The 14,616-nt window shown below is 69.0% G+C and carries 12 protein-coding genes; 6 read left to right on the forward strand and 6 right to left on the reverse strand.

All coding sequences use genetic code 11. The features are described 5' to 3' along the window. Positions 1–47 precede the first annotated feature (47 nt). The 5 genes from IPV08_RS15440 to IPV08_RS15460 are packed head-to-tail and all read right to left on the reverse strand — an operon-like array spanning position 48 to position 6,676. Positions 48–1,271: a 2Fe-2S iron-sulfur cluster-binding protein gene (locus tag IPV08_RS15440; RefSeq protein ID WP_207412494.1), complete on the reverse strand. Its 1,224-nt coding sequence runs from the start codon at positions 1,269–1,271 to the stop codon at positions 48–50. After that, entirely contained in the window at positions 1,268–2,143 is an 876-nt protein-coding gene (locus IPV08_RS15445; RefSeq protein ID WP_207412495.1) for an FAD binding domain-containing protein, read from the reverse strand. Before IPV08_RS15445 ends, IPV08_RS15440 begins: the two co-directional genes overlap by 4 nt. After that, the gene (locus IPV08_RS15450; RefSeq protein WP_207412496.1) at positions 2,140–4,512 is read right to left on the reverse strand and encodes a xanthine dehydrogenase family protein molybdopterin-binding subunit; all 2,373 of its coding nucleotides are present in this window, start codon (positions 4,510–4,512) and stop codon (positions 2,140–2,142) included. The genes IPV08_RS15445 and IPV08_RS15450 overlap by 4 nt, the downstream gene beginning before the upstream one ends. After that, entirely contained in the window at positions 4,509–5,375 is an 867-nt protein-coding gene (locus IPV08_RS15455) for an alpha/beta hydrolase (RefSeq protein WP_207412497.1), read from the reverse strand. The genes IPV08_RS15450 and IPV08_RS15455 overlap by 4 nt, the downstream gene beginning before the upstream one ends. A gap of 26 nt (positions 5,376–5,401) precedes the next feature. Continuing rightward, positions 5,402–6,676, reverse strand: coding sequence for an amidohydrolase/deacetylase family metallohydrolase (locus IPV08_RS15460; RefSeq protein ID WP_207412498.1), 1,275 nt, complete (start codon positions 6,674–6,676; stop codon positions 5,402–5,404). Between the two features lie 151 nt (positions 6,677–6,827). Here IPV08_RS15460 and IPV08_RS15465 point away from each other — a divergent pair, with 151 nt between their 5' ends. After that, complete coding sequence (locus IPV08_RS15465; protein ID WP_207412499.1) at positions 6,828–7,349, forward strand: MarR family transcriptional regulator; 522 nt, start codon at positions 6,828–6,830, stop codon at positions 7,347–7,349. A 60-nt stretch (positions 7,350–7,409) separates the two neighbouring features. Here IPV08_RS15465 and IPV08_RS15470 read toward each other — a convergent pair whose 3' ends face one another. Continuing rightward, positions 7,410–8,414, reverse strand: coding sequence for a LysR family transcriptional regulator (locus IPV08_RS15470; RefSeq protein ID WP_207412500.1), 1,005 nt, complete (start codon positions 8,412–8,414; stop codon positions 7,410–7,412). Between the two features lie 148 nt (positions 8,415–8,562). Between IPV08_RS15470 and IPV08_RS15475 the strand changes: the two genes are divergently transcribed. From IPV08_RS15475 to IPV08_RS15495, 5 genes are all read left to right on the forward strand, one after another. Continuing rightward, the gene (locus IPV08_RS15475) at positions 8,563–9,579 is read left to right on the forward strand and encodes a carbon-nitrogen hydrolase family protein (protein WP_207412501.1); all 1,017 of its coding nucleotides are present in this window, start codon (positions 8,563–8,565) and stop codon (positions 9,577–9,579) included. Positions 9,580–9,689: 110 nt separating this feature from the next. After that, positions 9,690–11,003 (forward strand): substrate-binding protein, encoded by a 1,314-nt coding sequence (locus IPV08_RS15480; RefSeq protein WP_156467937.1) that lies wholly within the window; start codon positions 9,690–9,692, stop codon positions 11,001–11,003. Positions 11,004–11,014: 11 nt separating this feature from the next. After that, positions 11,015–11,890 carry a branched-chain amino acid ABC transporter permease gene (locus tag IPV08_RS15485; protein ID WP_056434011.1) on the forward strand — a complete coding sequence of 292 codons (876 nt, stop codon included), beginning with the start codon at positions 11,015–11,017 and terminating at the stop codon, positions 11,888–11,890. Next, positions 11,890–13,812 carry a branched-chain amino acid ABC transporter ATP-binding protein/permease gene (locus IPV08_RS15490; protein ID WP_207412502.1) on the forward strand — a complete coding sequence of 641 codons (1,923 nt, stop codon included), beginning with the start codon at positions 11,890–11,892 and terminating at the stop codon, positions 13,810–13,812. The genes IPV08_RS15485 and IPV08_RS15490 overlap by 1 nt, the downstream gene beginning before the upstream one ends. After that, positions 13,799–14,503 carry an ABC transporter ATP-binding protein gene (locus IPV08_RS15495; protein WP_056434019.1) on the forward strand — a complete coding sequence of 235 codons (705 nt, stop codon included), beginning with the start codon at positions 13,799–13,801 and terminating at the stop codon, positions 14,501–14,503. The genes IPV08_RS15490 and IPV08_RS15495 overlap by 14 nt, the downstream gene beginning before the upstream one ends. Positions 14,504–14,616 lie beyond the last annotated feature (113 nt).

Below are 14,616 nucleotides of genomic sequence, written 5' to 3' on the forward strand. Positions count from 1 at the left end.
CGGTCTTGAGCAGGATCGCGGGCAGGATCGCGGGGGGGAGGCGACGGTCAGGGACGGCGGCCCCATGCGGCGAGACGCCGGCGTAGGGAGGTCGTCAGCATCGTGAGGAGCAGGCGCAGGGGGTTGAGGCCCGTGGCAGCCGGGGCCGGCGCACCGGAGAGGCGGGCTTCGAGGTTCGCGGCGAAGTCGGCCCCGAGGCGTCCGGCGAGGTCGCGCACGAGCCCCGGCCGCCCGAACTGCGCCAGCGGCCCCTTGAGGGTGTAGCCGACGGCAAGATCGATCCGGGCGGTTCCGGGGGTCTCGCCCGGCCCGACGCGGTAGCGGATCTCGCCCTGCGTGGCGGAGCGTCCTCCCGCGTCGCTGCCGGCACCGAGGATGCGTCCCGTGCGGGCCGCCTCATCGCGAAAGATCCGGGCGCGGCCGCGAAAGCGCGCGGCGATCGGACCGATCCGCACCTGAAGCGCGCCCTCGACCGCGTCCGAGTTCGGCTGGCCCGTCAGCATGGCGCCGGGCAGGCAGGCAGCCACGGCCTCGACGTCGCCGAACAGGGCGAAGACGGTGTCGGGCGGGTGCGCCACGGTGAAGGACTGGTCGAACCGGTGGGCCGGCACGAAATCGCCGTCGAGATCGGCGATCGACCGCGCGGCCTCGGCCTGTGCAACGGGGCGCAGGGGCGTGCGGGCCGCATCCGATGCGGTGCCGGACGACGTGCCGAGGCGCGCGCCGACGGGGCCGAGGCCGCGCTGTCCGCCGGTCGTCGGCGCGATGCCGCGGGCGCGACGCTCGGCGATGACGCTGCGCACCGCTCGGACGATGCCGACATAACCGGTGCAGCGGCACAGGTTGCCCGAGAGGCCGGCGCGGATGCGGCGCTCGTCGGCGTCCGGCAGGCGCAGGACGAGATCACGGGCGGCGATGAGCATGCCGGGCGTGCAGTAGCCGCACTGGAGGGCGTGCTCACGGTTGAAGGCGGCGCGCAATTCACCGGCGACCGGGTCGTCGTCGAGCCCTTCGATGGTGGTGATGTCGGCCCCCGCGCAGGCCCCCGAAACGGTCAGGCAGGCGCGAGCCGGCTCGCCGTCGAGCAGCACCGTGCAGGCCCCGCAGATTCCGTGCTCGCAGCCGAGATGGGTCCCGGTCAGGTCGAGGGTGTCGCGCAGGACGTCGCCGAGATGCGTGCGCGGCTCGGCCCGCAGGCTGCGCGCACGACCGTTCACGGTGAAGTTTAGCGGCAGGCGGTCGTCGCGAAGGGCTGACGCGGCGGTGCTCATGCGGCCTCGCTGACAGTAGGTGTGAGGGAGGGCGGCACGGCGGCCGCCTGGGCAATGGCGCGGCCCAGCACGGTGACGTGGACGTGGCGGTCGACGGCGTCGGTCATCCCGGCCTCGCGCAGGCGCGCATCGGCGGCCCGGGCATCGAAGCGTTCGGCGAAGTCGGGACCGATCCGGCCGCCGAACAGGTCGGATGCGTCCGGGATCACGAGGGGCGCACGCTCGATGGCGCCGATCACCACGCGGCCGCGCCCGACATGGGGCTCGATCCACACGGCCCCGATGGCGTGGGCGAACTCGCCGATCTTGGAGCAATGCTTGACGTAGCCCCAGGCAGTGCCGGGAGGGAGGGCGGGAATCCGCACGGCGACCAGCATTTCGCCGGGCGCCAGGGCCACGTCGAGGGCGCCGGTGACGAAGTCCTCCAGGGCCAGCCGACGGCGGCCGGATGTCGAGGCCAGTTCGACCTCGGCGCCGAGCGCGATCAGCGACGTGACCCAGTCGGCGGCCGGATCGGCATGGACGAGGGAGCCGCCAATGGTGCCGCGATTGCGCACCGGCCGGTAGGCGATGGCCATCGCCACCCGCGCCATGACGCCGCCCGTGAGGTCGGGGACGCGCCCGTCCTCGATATCCGCATGGGTGATGCAGGCGCCGAGCACCAGGGTCTCGCCTTCGACCGAGGCCCGACGCAGCTCGGGGATGCCCGTGATGTCGAGGACGAGGTCGGGTTCGACGAGGCGCAGGTTCAGCATCGGTCCGAGGGATTGCCCCCCGGCCATCAGCTTCACGCTGCCCTCGGCGGTGGCGAGCCGGGCGAGCAGGGCGGACAGATCGCCGGGGCGCTCATAGGCGAAGCGGGCGGGTTTCATGCGGCCTCCCGACTGCGGGCAGAGGCCGCGTCACGGGCCTCCAGCACGGCCTCGACGATGCGGTGCTGGCTCACCGGCGCATGCAGCATCGCCACACCGAGGGGACGCAGGGCGTCGTTGATGGCGTTGGCGAGCGCAGCCGGGGGCGCGATGGCCCCGCCCTCGCCGATCCCCTTCACGCCGAACTGCGTGTAGGGGGAGGGGGTCTCCATGTGGTCGATGCGGGGTTCGGGCACCTCCGCCGGCCCAGGCAGGAGGTAATCGGCGAAGGTGGAGGCCAGCGGCTGGCCCCGGGAATCGAAGCGCATCTCCTCGTAGAGGGCCGTACCGATCCCCTGCGCGAGGCCGCCATAGATCTGGCCGTCCACCACCAGCGGGTTCACCAGGGTGCCGCCATCCTCGACGATGACGTAGTCGAGGATTTCCACCGCGCCGAGATCGGGGTCCACGGCGACGAGGGCCGCGTGCGCCGCGTACGAGAAGGTGCCGGAATCGCGTTGCGGCTTGTAACCGGCGGTGACTTCGAGGCCGCCCGGATTCACGTCCAGGCTCAAATCCTGCGGGCGCCGGTACCAGGTGTGGGCGATCTGCGCGAGGCCGACATCACCCGAGGGACCGACGACGCGGCCCGCCTCGAAACGGCAGGCCGCCGGGTCGGCCTGGAGCAGGTGCGCCCCGATGCGGAGCGCCCGCAAGCTGAGTTCGCGGCAGGCCGCCGCCACGGCGCCACCGGCCATCACCATGACGCGCGAGCCCCAGGAGCCGGTGGAATACGGCGTCATGGCAGTGTCGCCATGGACGAGGCGCGTGCGGGCCACCGGCACGCCGAGGATCTCGTGCGCCACCTGGGCGAGGGTCGTCTCCAATCCCTGCCCGTGCGAATGCGCGCCGATCCGGAGCTCGAGGCCTCCATCGGGAGTGAGCCGGGCACCCGCCTGCTCGTGGCCCGGCACCATGGGGATGCCCCAGCCGGAATAGACCGAGGTGCCGTGCGCCGCCTGCTCGCAGTAGATCGAAAGCCCGAGGCCGATGCGGCGCCCGTCGGGCTCGGGAATCCGCTGGCGCGCCCGTACGGCGTCGACATCGATGGCTTTCAGGGCGCGTCTCAGCGCCTGCGGATAGTCGCCGCTGTCGAAATGCTTGGCGGTGATGTTGTCGAAGGGCATCTGCTCGGCTCGCACGAGGTTCTTCTCGCGCACCGTCCAGGGCTCGAGGCCGGCCTCGGCCGCCACCGCGTCGAGGATGAGCTCCATGGCGAAACACACGCCGGTCCGGGCGACCCCGCGATAGGGCAGGATCGGGCACTTGTTGGTGGCGACCGACCAGGTCCGGCAGCGATAGGCCGGGAAGTCGTAAGGGCCGGGAAGGATGCTCGCCACCTGCGCGGCCTCGAGGCAGGCGGAGAACGGGTAGGCCGAATAGGCACCGGAATCGACGGTGGCCTCGCAATCGATGCCCCGGAGGGTGCCGTCCCGCTCCGCATAGGCGGTGATGCGGTAATGGTGCTCGCGGCAATTGGCGTTTGCGGTGAGATGCTCGCGCCGGTCCTCCAGCCAGCGCACGGGATGGCCGACCCGCAGCGCCAGCCATGCGAGGCAGACATCCTCAGCGAGCAGGATCGCCTTGTAGCCGAAGCCGCCACCGACATCGGGCGAGACGATGCGCAGGCGCCCCTGCTCGATCCCGAGACATTCGGAGAGGCCGTTGCGCACGATATGCGGCATCTGGCTCGCCGTGTGGACCACGAGCTGATCCATGCGGTGGTCGAGATGCACCACCGTGCCCCGCCCCTCGATGGGCGCCATGCACTGGCGTCCGGTGGAGATGGTGCGCGAGACCTTGATCGGAGCGTCGAGCGCCGCGGCGAAGTTCACGTCGACCAGGGTCTCCAGGAAGACGTTGTCGCCCCAATGCTCGTGGACCAGGGCGGAGCCGGGCTCGCGGGCGGCGAGCATGTCGTGCACGGCCGGCAACTCCTCGAGGTCGAGGACGATGGCGGCGGCGATGTCCTCGGCTTGCGCTCGCGTCGGCGCGAGGCAGATCGCCAGCAATTCGCCGACCTGCCGGACCTTGTCCTTGGCGAGGATCGGCTGCTCGGAGACCTTGAAGCCGGCGAGCCCCGAGACGGCCCGGATCGGCTGCACGTCCGCGAGGTCGGCCGCCGTGAACACCTGCCCGCGAAACGCGTCCGGTACGTGGATCGCCCGGATGCGGGCATGCGCCAGGGGGCTGCGGACGAAGGCGACGTCCTGCAGGCCGGGCAGGCGCAGGTCGCCGACATAGTGTCCGCGCCCGCGCATCAGGCGGTCGTCTTCCTTGCGGGGCAGGCGTGCGCCGACGCCCTCGGTGAGCAGGATCGCGTCGCTCATGCGTGTCTCCCCTCGATGAGATCGATGGCGGCGCGCACCAGCACGCCGCCGGGACGACGCAGTTCGTTCAAGATCGAGAAGTGTTCGGCCCCCGCCACGGGGACGAGCGGCCCCGGCGCGTGGTGGGCGCTACGCAGGGCGTGAAAGTCGCGGGCGTCGTGGACGAGGGCCGGGCGCTCGGCGCTGCCATAAGCAATGGCCAGGGGTTTCCCCACCACCGGCAGGCGCAGGGGTGACAAGGCCGCGACCTCCGCGTCGGTGAGGGAGAGGGCATCGTTCAGCCCGGTGTCACGGATGGGCCCGAGTTCGTAGACGCCCGAAATCGCGAGCCCCGCCACCACGGCCGGGTGATGCAGCTGCATCGCCGCGAGATGCGCCCCCGCCGACCAGCCGGCCAGAACGAGTGGCCCCGCGATGCCGTGCGCCGGCCCGTGCTCGACCAGCCAGTCGAGGGCCAGGCCGATCTCCTCGACGATTTGCGTCAGGCTCGCTTCGGGGGCGAGGGTGTGGCCCGGCATCGCCACGGACCAGCCGGCGGCGGCGGGGCCTTCGGCGAAGCAGGCGAACAGGTCAGGGGAATTGCGCTGCCAATAGCCGCCATGAATGAAGACGAGGCAGGGCGCCGCCGGGTTTGTCGCCGGATAGAGGTCGAGGGCCGTGCGGGGCGCCGACGCATAGGGGATGTCGAGGGCGCCCGGATGCGCGGCGCGGTAGATTGCGGAGGCCGCGTTGCGCGCCGCCGCCTGGGCGGCGGCATCGGGCACCGCCGCGTTGTTGTCGTAGGCGGCATCGCGCGCCGCCCGGTCGAGGCGGGACCAATCGTGCCGGGGGTCGGGCGGCAGCGGGGACGGATCGGCCCTCATGCGGTCGTCTCCTTCGAGTGCCGGGGTCAGGCTGCGATGGCGCTGGGCAGGATCGGCGAGTCGGCGTCGAAGCGGCGGCCGGCGCGCAGGCAAAAGGCCGGCTGCAGCAGGCGCTGGGCGATGACCTGGGTGTCCTCGTTGTCGCGCAGCAGGAAGCGACCGCGATGGTCGTGCAACACCGAGACGTCGGCGGCGAAGCCCGGCGTCAGGGCACCGATCCGGTCGGACAGGCCCAGCATCTCGGCCGGATGCTTCGTCACCATGGGCACCACCTGTTCGAGGCTCAGGCCCAACGCCATCATGGAGCTCATTGCCTGGGTCAGACTGAAGCGGGCCTGGCCGAGGAAGGGGTGGTTCTCGTCGTCGTGGTGCTCGTCGGGCGTGCCCGCCGGCCGCGGCACCTCGGTGTTGTAGCCGTGCATGTCGGCGCCCAAAGTGTAGGGCACGACGCCCGCCGGCAGGGAGGCGCGGGCCACCCGATAAGAGAAGTGGCTTCCATGCCCGACATCGACCCGGAGGCCCGCATCCATCGCCGCGCGGATGATCGGATGGACGACGCCCTCCTCATTGATGAAGCCGCCCGGATGACGCGTGAACGGGTGGGCGAGGAAATCCCCGGGGCGCAGCAGCGGGATCACCCGCTCCATGATGGTGTTGGCGTCCTCGCCGTTGGCGCCGCTCTCGGGCAGGCCCCAGAGCTGGCCGAAATGCACGTAGAGCGGCAGGTCGGCCCGGCGGCTGATCTCGGCCGCCATCTCCATCACCTTGATGCCCCAGCGGGCGAAGCCCCCGATCTCGGCGTGCCCCTTGATGCCGCGCACGAGGTCGCGGTTCTCGACCGCCGACTTCACCGTGGCGTCGATGTCGACTCCGTCCGGGCTGTAGAGGTTCGGATAGAAGTGCCCTTCGAGGCCGCCGACCAGATAGGCGGAAAGGAACGCGTAGATCCGGGTTTCGGCCTTCTCCGCGATGAAGTGGCGGAAGCCCGGCAGGGTCATGCAGGACGCGCCGCCCTGGTCGATCACCGTGGTCACGCCCGAGCGCACGCCGACCATGTCCGGCGGCAGTCCGAACCGTCCGGTGACGTATTGGTAGACGTGCCCGTGGGTGTCGATCATCCCCGGCAGGACGAGCTTGCCGGAGACGTTCACCACCTCGGTGGCGGCAGACGGTATGATGCTGTCCTCGACGGCGGCGATCCGCCCGTCGCGGATGGCGACGTCCTTGATGCCATCGATGCCAGAGGCCGGGCAGATGACCCGTCCGCCGCGCAGCAGCATGTCGTAGCGACCAGCGTCCATTCCGTCTCCTCCATCGTCGCGCGTCGGCCTTCGCCTTGCCTCGCACGGACGTGACCAGGGAAATGCGAAGTATGCTTCGTATATCTGCCAAGGCATGTTACGTGCCAGGAACCGTCCGGGCTTCGGATCGGGAGCGGGAGACGGGACGCAGATGAACGAAAGCGGGCTGGCTGAAGCGGATGCGGCGCCATCACCGGAGGCTCTTCAGCCCCTCGGAACGCCTTGGCTCCTGCCGGAACGGCCGGGTTTTCTGATGCGGCGGCTACATCAGATCCATGTCAGCCTATTTTCAGAGCGTTGTGGCGCTTTCCGCGTCACCCCCCTGCAGTACAGCCTGCTCTCTCTACTGGCAGAACGTGAGGAAGCCGACCAGACAACCTTGGCCAATGCGGTCGCCCTCGACAGGACGACGACGACCGGCGCCCTCAAACGCCTGGAGCTGCGCGGATACGTCGAACGCTCTGCTTCGCCGACCGATCGACGTTCTCAACGCTGTCGCCTGACCCAGGCAGGCCGTGCCCTGCTGGGGCAGATGGAGACGGCCGCACGTCAGGCCCATGACGCGACGCTCGAACCCCTTTCGGAAGAGGAGCGGGCGACACTGATCCGGCTCATGAAGAAGATCACCGCCGCCCATCAGCAACGTCGGGACGCGGACGGGCTCGTGAACTGAGCGACCCCGCAGAGAAGCGCCCGCAGGCCCCCATCGCGCAAGCGGGTGACCGCCCGACGATCATGCGGAATGCACTGTCTCGCATCGCGGTTGAACACTTGGAACGCGCTTCCGCGGCTGTTCCCCGATATGGCGAACCGCCGGTGGAGCGGCATCGTCCGCCGACACCCGAAACTGCGCATCCGCCGTGATCGTGCTCTTCAGGAAGGCCATGACGGCCCGGATGCGGGGCACGAATTGAAGATCCGCGTGAACGTTGAGCCAGAGTTCGCGGGTCGTGAAGGCGCTCTCGTGCAGAACCGGAACGAGGTCGTCACGGGCCGTCACCGCAAAGCTCGGCAGCAGAACGAGGCCGAGCCCTCCGAGTGCCGCGCTCTTCTGCGCGATCATGCTGGTGGAGCGGAACACCGTCCGGGGCTCGTCGAGCACGTCGTCCAGCCAGCGGACGCAATCGACCTGTATGAGATCCTCGACGTAAGAGACGAAGCGGTGCTCCTTCAACGCCCATAGATCGACGGGGCATCCATGCCGCGCGAGGTAGCTCGGCGCCGCATACAGGCCAAGCCGGAACGCTCCGATCTGCTCCGAGACCAACCCTCTCCCCGGTGGCTTGAAGAAGCTGAGGAAGAGGTCGGCCTCGCGACGGTTGACGTAGACGGTTTGAGCCGAGGTCACGAGGTCGATCATCAAGTCGGGGTGGCGGTCTCTCAAGCTTGAGAGGCGCTCGGCGAGGTACAGGGAGGCAATGCCCTCCATCGTGGCGAGCCGTACGCGCCCCCCGATACGGCCATCGCCGGAATGATCCTCGTGCCGGAGGGAAATGACCGCGCTCTCGACCTGCTCGGCATGCTGGAGCATGCGCTGCCCCATATCGCTGAGACGGAGCCCCGACGGCACGCGCTCGAAGAGTGCGAGGCCGAGGACGCTCTCCAGGTTCGCCAGCCTCCGGCTCACAGTGGATTGGTCGACCTTCAGGCGCTTGGCCGCGGCGGCGAGACTCCCGCCACGGGCGGCTCCCAGGAAGACCTTGATGTCGTTCCAGTCCAGGAGATCGAAGGTCTGCATGGTCGAAGCGGGCGCAAGATGTGCGCCAGTCGCCCCTGTGCGCCGGCCCGGACATCATCCCGGAGACATCCTGCAAGGCGCCTTGCAGAATTGCCCGCTTCGCAAGCCGATTCCACCACGTAACTTCGGGGTGGAAAGGGAAACCCCGATGCTTCCACGGTTCAAGGCCGCAGCAATTCACGCAGCACCCGTCTTCCTCGATGCCGCCGCGACCACCGCCAAGGCGGTCGCCCTGATCGAAGAAGCGGCCCGGGCCGGCGCCGCGCTGGTCGCCTTTCCCGAGACCTTCATCCCGGCCTTTCCGGTCTGGGCGGCCCTCTCGGCTCCCATCGACAACCACGATCTGTTCGCCCGCATGGCGGAGCACTCGATCCTCGTCGACGGACCGGAGATCGCGCGGATCCGGCAGGCGGCGCGGGCAGCGGGCATCTTCGTATCGATCGGCATCAGCGAGCGCTCGCCCGCCAGCGTGGGCTGCCTTTGGAACGCCAACCTTTTCATCGGGGAGGATGGCACGATCCTCAACCACCACCGCAAGCTGATGCCGACCTATTACGAGAAGCTCATCTGGGCCTCGGGCGACGGGGCCGGGCTTAAAGTGGTGGAGACGGGGATCGGCCGCATCGGCCAGCTCATCTGCGGCGAAAACACCAACCCGCTCGCCCGCTATGCCCTGATGGCGCAGGGCGAGCAGTTCCACATCTCGTCCTGGCCTCCGGTCTGGCCGACGCGCCGGCCGCAGGGCGGCGGCAATTACGACAACCTCGCCGCCAACCGCCTGCGCGCCAGTGCCCATTGCTTCGAGGCCAAGGCCTTCGGACTGGTCACGGCCGGCGTGCTGGACCGGGACGCCTACGACTTCCTGGCGGCGCGCGATCCGGGCGCCGCCGAGGTGCTCGACGGAACGCCGCGCGCCGCCTCGTTCTTCGTCGATCCGACCGGCACGCAGATCGGCGAGGCGCTGCAGGAGGAGGGGATTCTCTACGCTGAGATCGACCTCAACGCCTGCGTCGAGCCCAAGCAGTTCCACGACGTGGTGGGCTACTACAACCGCTTCGACGTCTTCGACCTCGCCGTGAACCGCCAGCGGCTCGCGCCCGCACAGTTCCGGGACGGTCCGGCGCTTGCGCCCGAGCCGCTGCCGCCTGTGGCGACCGGCGCGTGACTTGCTGACGCCAAGCCGAACCGCCCCGCATTCCTGATCCCGACCGAGTCCCAAGCACAGAAGCCTTAGAGCACCCGAACAGACCCCTCGAAGCCAGACCGGAGAGACCCCTGATGCTCGATCGTCGCACGCTCCTCCTCGCCGGTGCCGCCGGCCTGATGCTGCCGGACCTGCGCGGTGCCCGCGCCCAGAGTCCCGCCCAGATCGGCACTTTTCCGGAGGGGGTGGGCACGGATTCGGTGTTCGTGGGCCTCAACATGCCGTTGACCGGGGTGTTCTCCGGTGACGGCAGCGACCTCAAGCTCGGCTATGAGCTGGCCATCGCGCAGATCAACGCGGGCGGCGAGATCCCCGCCGCCTGGGGCCTCAAGGGCAAGGGCGTGCTCGGGCGCCAGATCCGCCACAAGATCGCCGACACCGAGGGCAAGCCCAACGTCGCGGTCCAGGCCGCGACCCAGTTCATCCAGCGCGACAAAGCCATCATGTTCCAGGGCTCCGTCAGTAGCGCCGAAGCCATCGCCCTCGAGGAGCTCGCGAGCCGCGACAAGGTCCTCTACATGGTCGGCATCGCCGGCTCGAACGACGTCACCGGCAAGAACTGCCAACGCTACGGCTTCCGCTCGCAGCAGAACGCCTACATGGCCGCCAAGGCCCTCGCGCCCGTCGTCGCGAAGGCATTGGGCAAGAACCTCAAGGCCGCCTTCCTCGTCCCCGACTATACCTATGGCCAGACGGTCTACGATTCCTTCTCAAAATTCTCGAAGGAGCAGGGCTGGACACAGGTGCTGAAGGAGACGGTGCCCCTGGGCACGGCCGATTACAGCTCGGCGCTTCTCAACATCGCCAACAGCGGCGCCGATGTCTTCGTCAACATCTGCTTCGGGTCCGACGCGGTGGCCTCCACGAAGCAGGCCGAACAGTTCGGCGTCCTCTCCAGCATGAAGCTCGTGGTGCCCAACCTCTCCTCCTTTCAGGACAAGGAGGTGGGGCCCGAGCTGATGCAGGGCGTCTACGGTTCCTGCGACTTCTGGTGGACACTGGAGGACCGCTATCCCCTGGCCAAGACCTTCGTCGAGGCGTTCTTTGCCCGAAACAAGTACCGTCCGCGCTGGGGCGCCCACATCGCCTACATGCAGACCTACCTCTGGGCGCTCTCGGTGGAGCGGGCAGGGGGGTTCAATCCTGTCGACATCATCAAGGTGATGGAGGGCTCGAAGTCCCAGCCCTACGAGACCACGATCGGCCGCGTCTATTACAGGGCAGAGGACCACCAGATGGTCCGGCCGATCCCGATCCTGCGCGGCAAGGCGCCTTCGGCCATGAAGGGCCCGGAAGATTTCTACGAAGTCGTCGATCTCGTCGACGGCGAGACGGTGATGAACCCGCCCGACCTGTTCGGGTGCAAGCTCGGCCCCTACACCTAAGGCACACGACCATGCCGAGCACCGCCGTCCTCCTTTCCCAGGCCTTCAATGGCCTCGCCCTCGGCAGCCTGCTGGCGCTGGTCTCCAGCGGGCTCACCATCATCCTGGGCACGCTGGGCGTGCTCAACTTCGCCCATGGCGCATTGTTCGCGGTGGGCGCCTACACCGCCTTCGTGATGATGCAGGCAACGCACTCCTTCGTGCTCGCCCTGCTCGGCGGCTGCGCCGTGATGCTCATCATCGGCTTTGCCATGGAGCGGCTCATCATCCGCCATTTCTATGCCCGGCCGGACGAGGACCAGATCCTCGTCACTTACGGGATCGGCATGGTGCTGGTGGAAGCCTTGCGGACCTGGTTCGGCGGCAACAGCCAGCGGGTGCCCGTCCCCTCCTGGGGTACCGGCGCGACGAAGCTCGGCTTTCTGGTCTACCCGACCTACCGTCTCCAGCTGATCGGCATCATCGCGGCGCTGCTGGTGGGCCTCTACCTCGTCCTGTACCGGACCTCGGTGGGACTGGTCGTGCGGGCCGGCATCGAGAATGCCGGCATGGTCGGCATCCTCGGCATCGACGTGCGACGCACCTTCCTCTTCGTCTTCGCGGTGGGCATCGTCGCCGTCGGCCTCGCCGGCATGCTCTACGCCCCCGTCGTCGCGGTCACGCCCGACATGGGCGCGAGCTTCATGGTTCAGTCCTTCGTGGTGATCGTGCTGGGGGGCCTCGGCTCCTTCCCCGGCGCCATCGTCGGCGGCCTGATCGCGGGCGAAATCATCAGCCTGACCAGTGCCTTCAACTCCGCCTATTCGGAGGTGATGCTCTACGGCCTGATGGCCCTCGTCCTGGTGGCGCGGCCGCAAGGGCTGTTCGGCACGGAGGGCCGGGTCTGATGGGCGTCCGTCCGCTGCGCAGAGCCTGGCCCGAACTCGCCCTCCTCGTCGTCCTCCTCACCGCGCCGATCCTCCTGCCGCCGCTCGGCTTCTCGCACGACCTGCTGTCGCGGGCGCTCAACTGGGCGCTGTTCGGCCTTGGCCTCGACATCCTGTTCGGGCTCGCCGGCCTGCTCTCCTTCGGCCAGGCGGCCTTCTACGGGGCAGGCGGGTTCGTCGCCGCCTATCTGCTGGTCTCGGGTCTGATCCAGAGTGTCTGGCTCGCCTTCCTGATCGGCACGCTGGCGGCCGGCCTGTTCGGCCTCGCGGTCGGCTGGCTCGCCGTGCGACGCATCGGCATCTACTTCGCCATGATCACCCTGGCCTTCGGGCAGATGGCCTATTTCATCCAGAACTCGCCGCTCTCCGACTATACCGGCGGTGAGAACGGCATCGCGGGGGTTCCGGTGCCGGTGATCGGCTTCGGGACGTGGGCCGTGCGGATCACCGCCGGCCTCCCCATGTACGCGCTCCTCGCGGCGACCTTCTTCCTCGGCTTCGTGCTGGCCCGGCGCATCGTGCACTCGCCGGTCGGGCTCATCCTGAAAGCGATCAAGGAGAACACCCCGCGCGTGGCCATGCTCGGCCACGACGTGCCGGCCTACAAGCTCGCGGCCTTCACCATCGCGGCCCTCTATGCGGGCCTCGCCGGCGCGATGCTGGGTTCCTTCCAGAGCTACATGCCGCCGGACGCCTTCGCGCTGGAGACCTCGGGCCAGCTGGTGGTGCAGACCATCGTGGGCGGGGTCGGAACGCTCGTGGGGCCCCTCGTGGGCGCCGTGCTCTGGCTGTGGCTGCGCGACAACCTCCAGCTCATTCCGGGCTTCGGCTCCCTCTGGAAGCTGATCCTAGGCGTAGCCTTCATCGGCTTGGTGATGGGCCTGCGGCGCGGCATCTGCGGAGAGATCCTGCATCGCTGGCAACAGCGCGGCGAGGCGATCCGCCTCCGCGCCGCGAAGGCACGCACGGAGGCGATCGAGGACGCCATCGCTTCGGGAGGTATCGTCGCGCCGGAAATCCCGGCCGAGGTCGCGCTGCCCATGCCACGACCGGCAGTGAACGGTCGCACCGCCCATGCGGAGATCGCATTGGAAGCTCGAGGGCTCGCCCGACATTACGGGGGCCTCAAGGCCGTGGACGGCGTGAGTTTCCAAGTCCGGCGCGGCTCGATCCATGCGGTGATCGGCCCGAACGGCGCCGGCAAGAGCACGCTCTTCAAGATGCTCTCCGACGAGGTGACCCCAAGCGCGGGATCGGTCCTGCTATTCGGCGAGCGGCTCACGGGGGCGGGCGTGACGGAGGCGACGCAGCGCGGCGTCGCCAAGAGCAAACAGCTCAACCAGCTCTTTCTCAACCTCTCCGTACGGGAGAACCTGCGGGTGGCGGCCCTCGCCAGGGCTCGCGGGCGATACCGTCTCGACCTTCTCGCCCCAGCCACGGGCCGGGCGGAGGTGGAGGCGCAGGTCGAGACCATGCTGAGCATCCTCGATCTCGGGATGCGGGCCGAGACGCGCGTCGGCATCCTGGCCTATGGCGAGAAGCGCCGGCTCGAGATCGGCATGGCCTTGGCCACCAGCCCCAACGTTCTCCTCCTCGACGAGCCACTGGCCGGCATGAGCCCCTCGGAACGCGTCGCGACCTGCGCACTCATCAGGCGGATCGGTCGTTCCTGCACGATCCTCCTCGTCGAACACGACCTCGATGCCGTCTTCGATCTCGCCGAGCGAATCACCGTCCTGAGCGAAGGGCGCCTTCTCGCGGACGGGCCCGCCGAGACCGTGCGCCGCGACCCGGCGGTGCAGAAGGCCTATCTGGGTGCTGCCCCGGACGAAGCCTCCGGCGAGGGAACCACGATCCTGGGAGCCACGCATGAGCCTGCTTGAGGTCGAGGGCATCAACACCCTCTATGGGGATTCGCACGTCCTCTTCGACGTCTCGCTCCGGGTCGAGGAGAACGAGGTCGTGGCCCTGCTCGGCCGCAACGGGGCCGGCAAGACCACGACGCTCCGGACCCTGATGGGCGCCCTCTCCCCACGTAGCGGCACGATCCGCCTCGATGGCAAACAGATCCAGGGATTACCACCCGAGAAGATCGCGCGGGTCGGCATGCAGCTCGTGCCCGAAGAACGCGCCATCTTCGGCACCCTCACGGTGGAGGAGAACCTGCGCGTCGCCCGCCTCACCGCACCGAAGGGCTGGTCCCTCGACCGGGTCTGGGAAGTCTTCCCGCGCCTGAAGGAGCGCCGGACGTCGCGGGGCCGGACCTTGTCGGGCGGCGAGCAGCAGATGCTGTCGATCGCCCGAGCACTCATCCGCGACCCCCGGATCATCCTCCTCGACGAACCGTTCGAGGGCCTGGCGCCGCTGATCGTGCAGGACCTGATCGCCCTCACGCGCCGCCTCGCCCAGGAGGGCCGGACGATCGTCGTGGTGGAGCAGAACGTGGCCGCGGTGCTCAGCTTCGCCCAGCGGGTCTACGGCTTCAACAACGGCCACGTCGTCTATGAAGGATCGGCGGCCGACCTTCGCCGCGACCCCTCGCCGATGCGCGCCTTCATGGGGCTGGCCGCATGAGGTCCACCGTCCGCCGAGGCAATGGCCCGCCCCCCCCTCTCGACCCAGGCGGTTTCCATGCGATCCTGAGCGTCCGAACCCCGTTCCGAGAAGGCGGTCGCTCGCGGCCGAAT

This window comes from Methylobacterium sp. SD274 (assembly GCF_017355285.1).
In the GTDB taxonomy this organism is placed as follows: domain Bacteria; phylum Pseudomonadota; class Alphaproteobacteria; order Rhizobiales; family Beijerinckiaceae; genus Methylobacterium.

Bases quoted from the DNA above. Each gene is read 5' to 3' on its own strand.
- IPV08_RS15495 (WP_056434019.1), top strand. From the start codon at position 13,799: ATGAGCCTGCTTGAGGTCGAGGGCATCAACACCCTCTATGGGGATTCG.
- IPV08_RS15440 (WP_207412494.1), bottom strand. From the start codon at position 1,271: ATGAGCACCGCCGCGTCAGCCCTTCGCGACGACCGCCTGCCGCTAAAC.
- IPV08_RS15470 (WP_207412500.1), bottom strand. From the start codon at position 8,414: ATGCAGACCTTCGATCTCCTGGACTGGAACGACATCAAGGTCTTCCTG.
- IPV08_RS15475 (WP_207412501.1), top strand. From the start codon at position 8,563: ATGCTTCCACGGTTCAAGGCCGCAGCAATTCACGCAGCACCCGTCTTC.
- IPV08_RS15465 (WP_207412499.1), top strand. From the start codon at position 6,828: ATGAACGAAAGCGGGCTGGCTGAAGCGGATGCGGCGCCATCACCGGAG.
- IPV08_RS15490 (WP_207412502.1), top strand. From the start codon at position 11,890: ATGGGCGTCCGTCCGCTGCGCAGAGCCTGGCCCGAACTCGCCCTCCTC.
- IPV08_RS15455 (WP_207412497.1), bottom strand. From the start codon at position 5,375: ATGAGGGCCGATCCGTCCCCGCTGCCGCCCGACCCCCGGCACGATTGG.
- IPV08_RS15485 (WP_056434011.1), top strand. From the start codon at position 11,015: ATGCCGAGCACCGCCGTCCTCCTTTCCCAGGCCTTCAATGGCCTCGCC.
- IPV08_RS15450 (WP_207412496.1), bottom strand. From the start codon at position 4,512: ATGAGCGACGCGATCCTGCTCACCGAGGGCGTCGGCGCACGCCTGCCC.
- IPV08_RS15460 (WP_207412498.1), bottom strand. From the start codon at position 6,676: ATGGACGCTGGTCGCTACGACATGCTGCTGCGCGGCGGACGGGTCATC.
- IPV08_RS15445 (WP_207412495.1), bottom strand. From the start codon at position 2,143: ATGAAACCCGCCCGCTTCGCCTATGAGCGCCCCGGCGATCTGTCCGCC.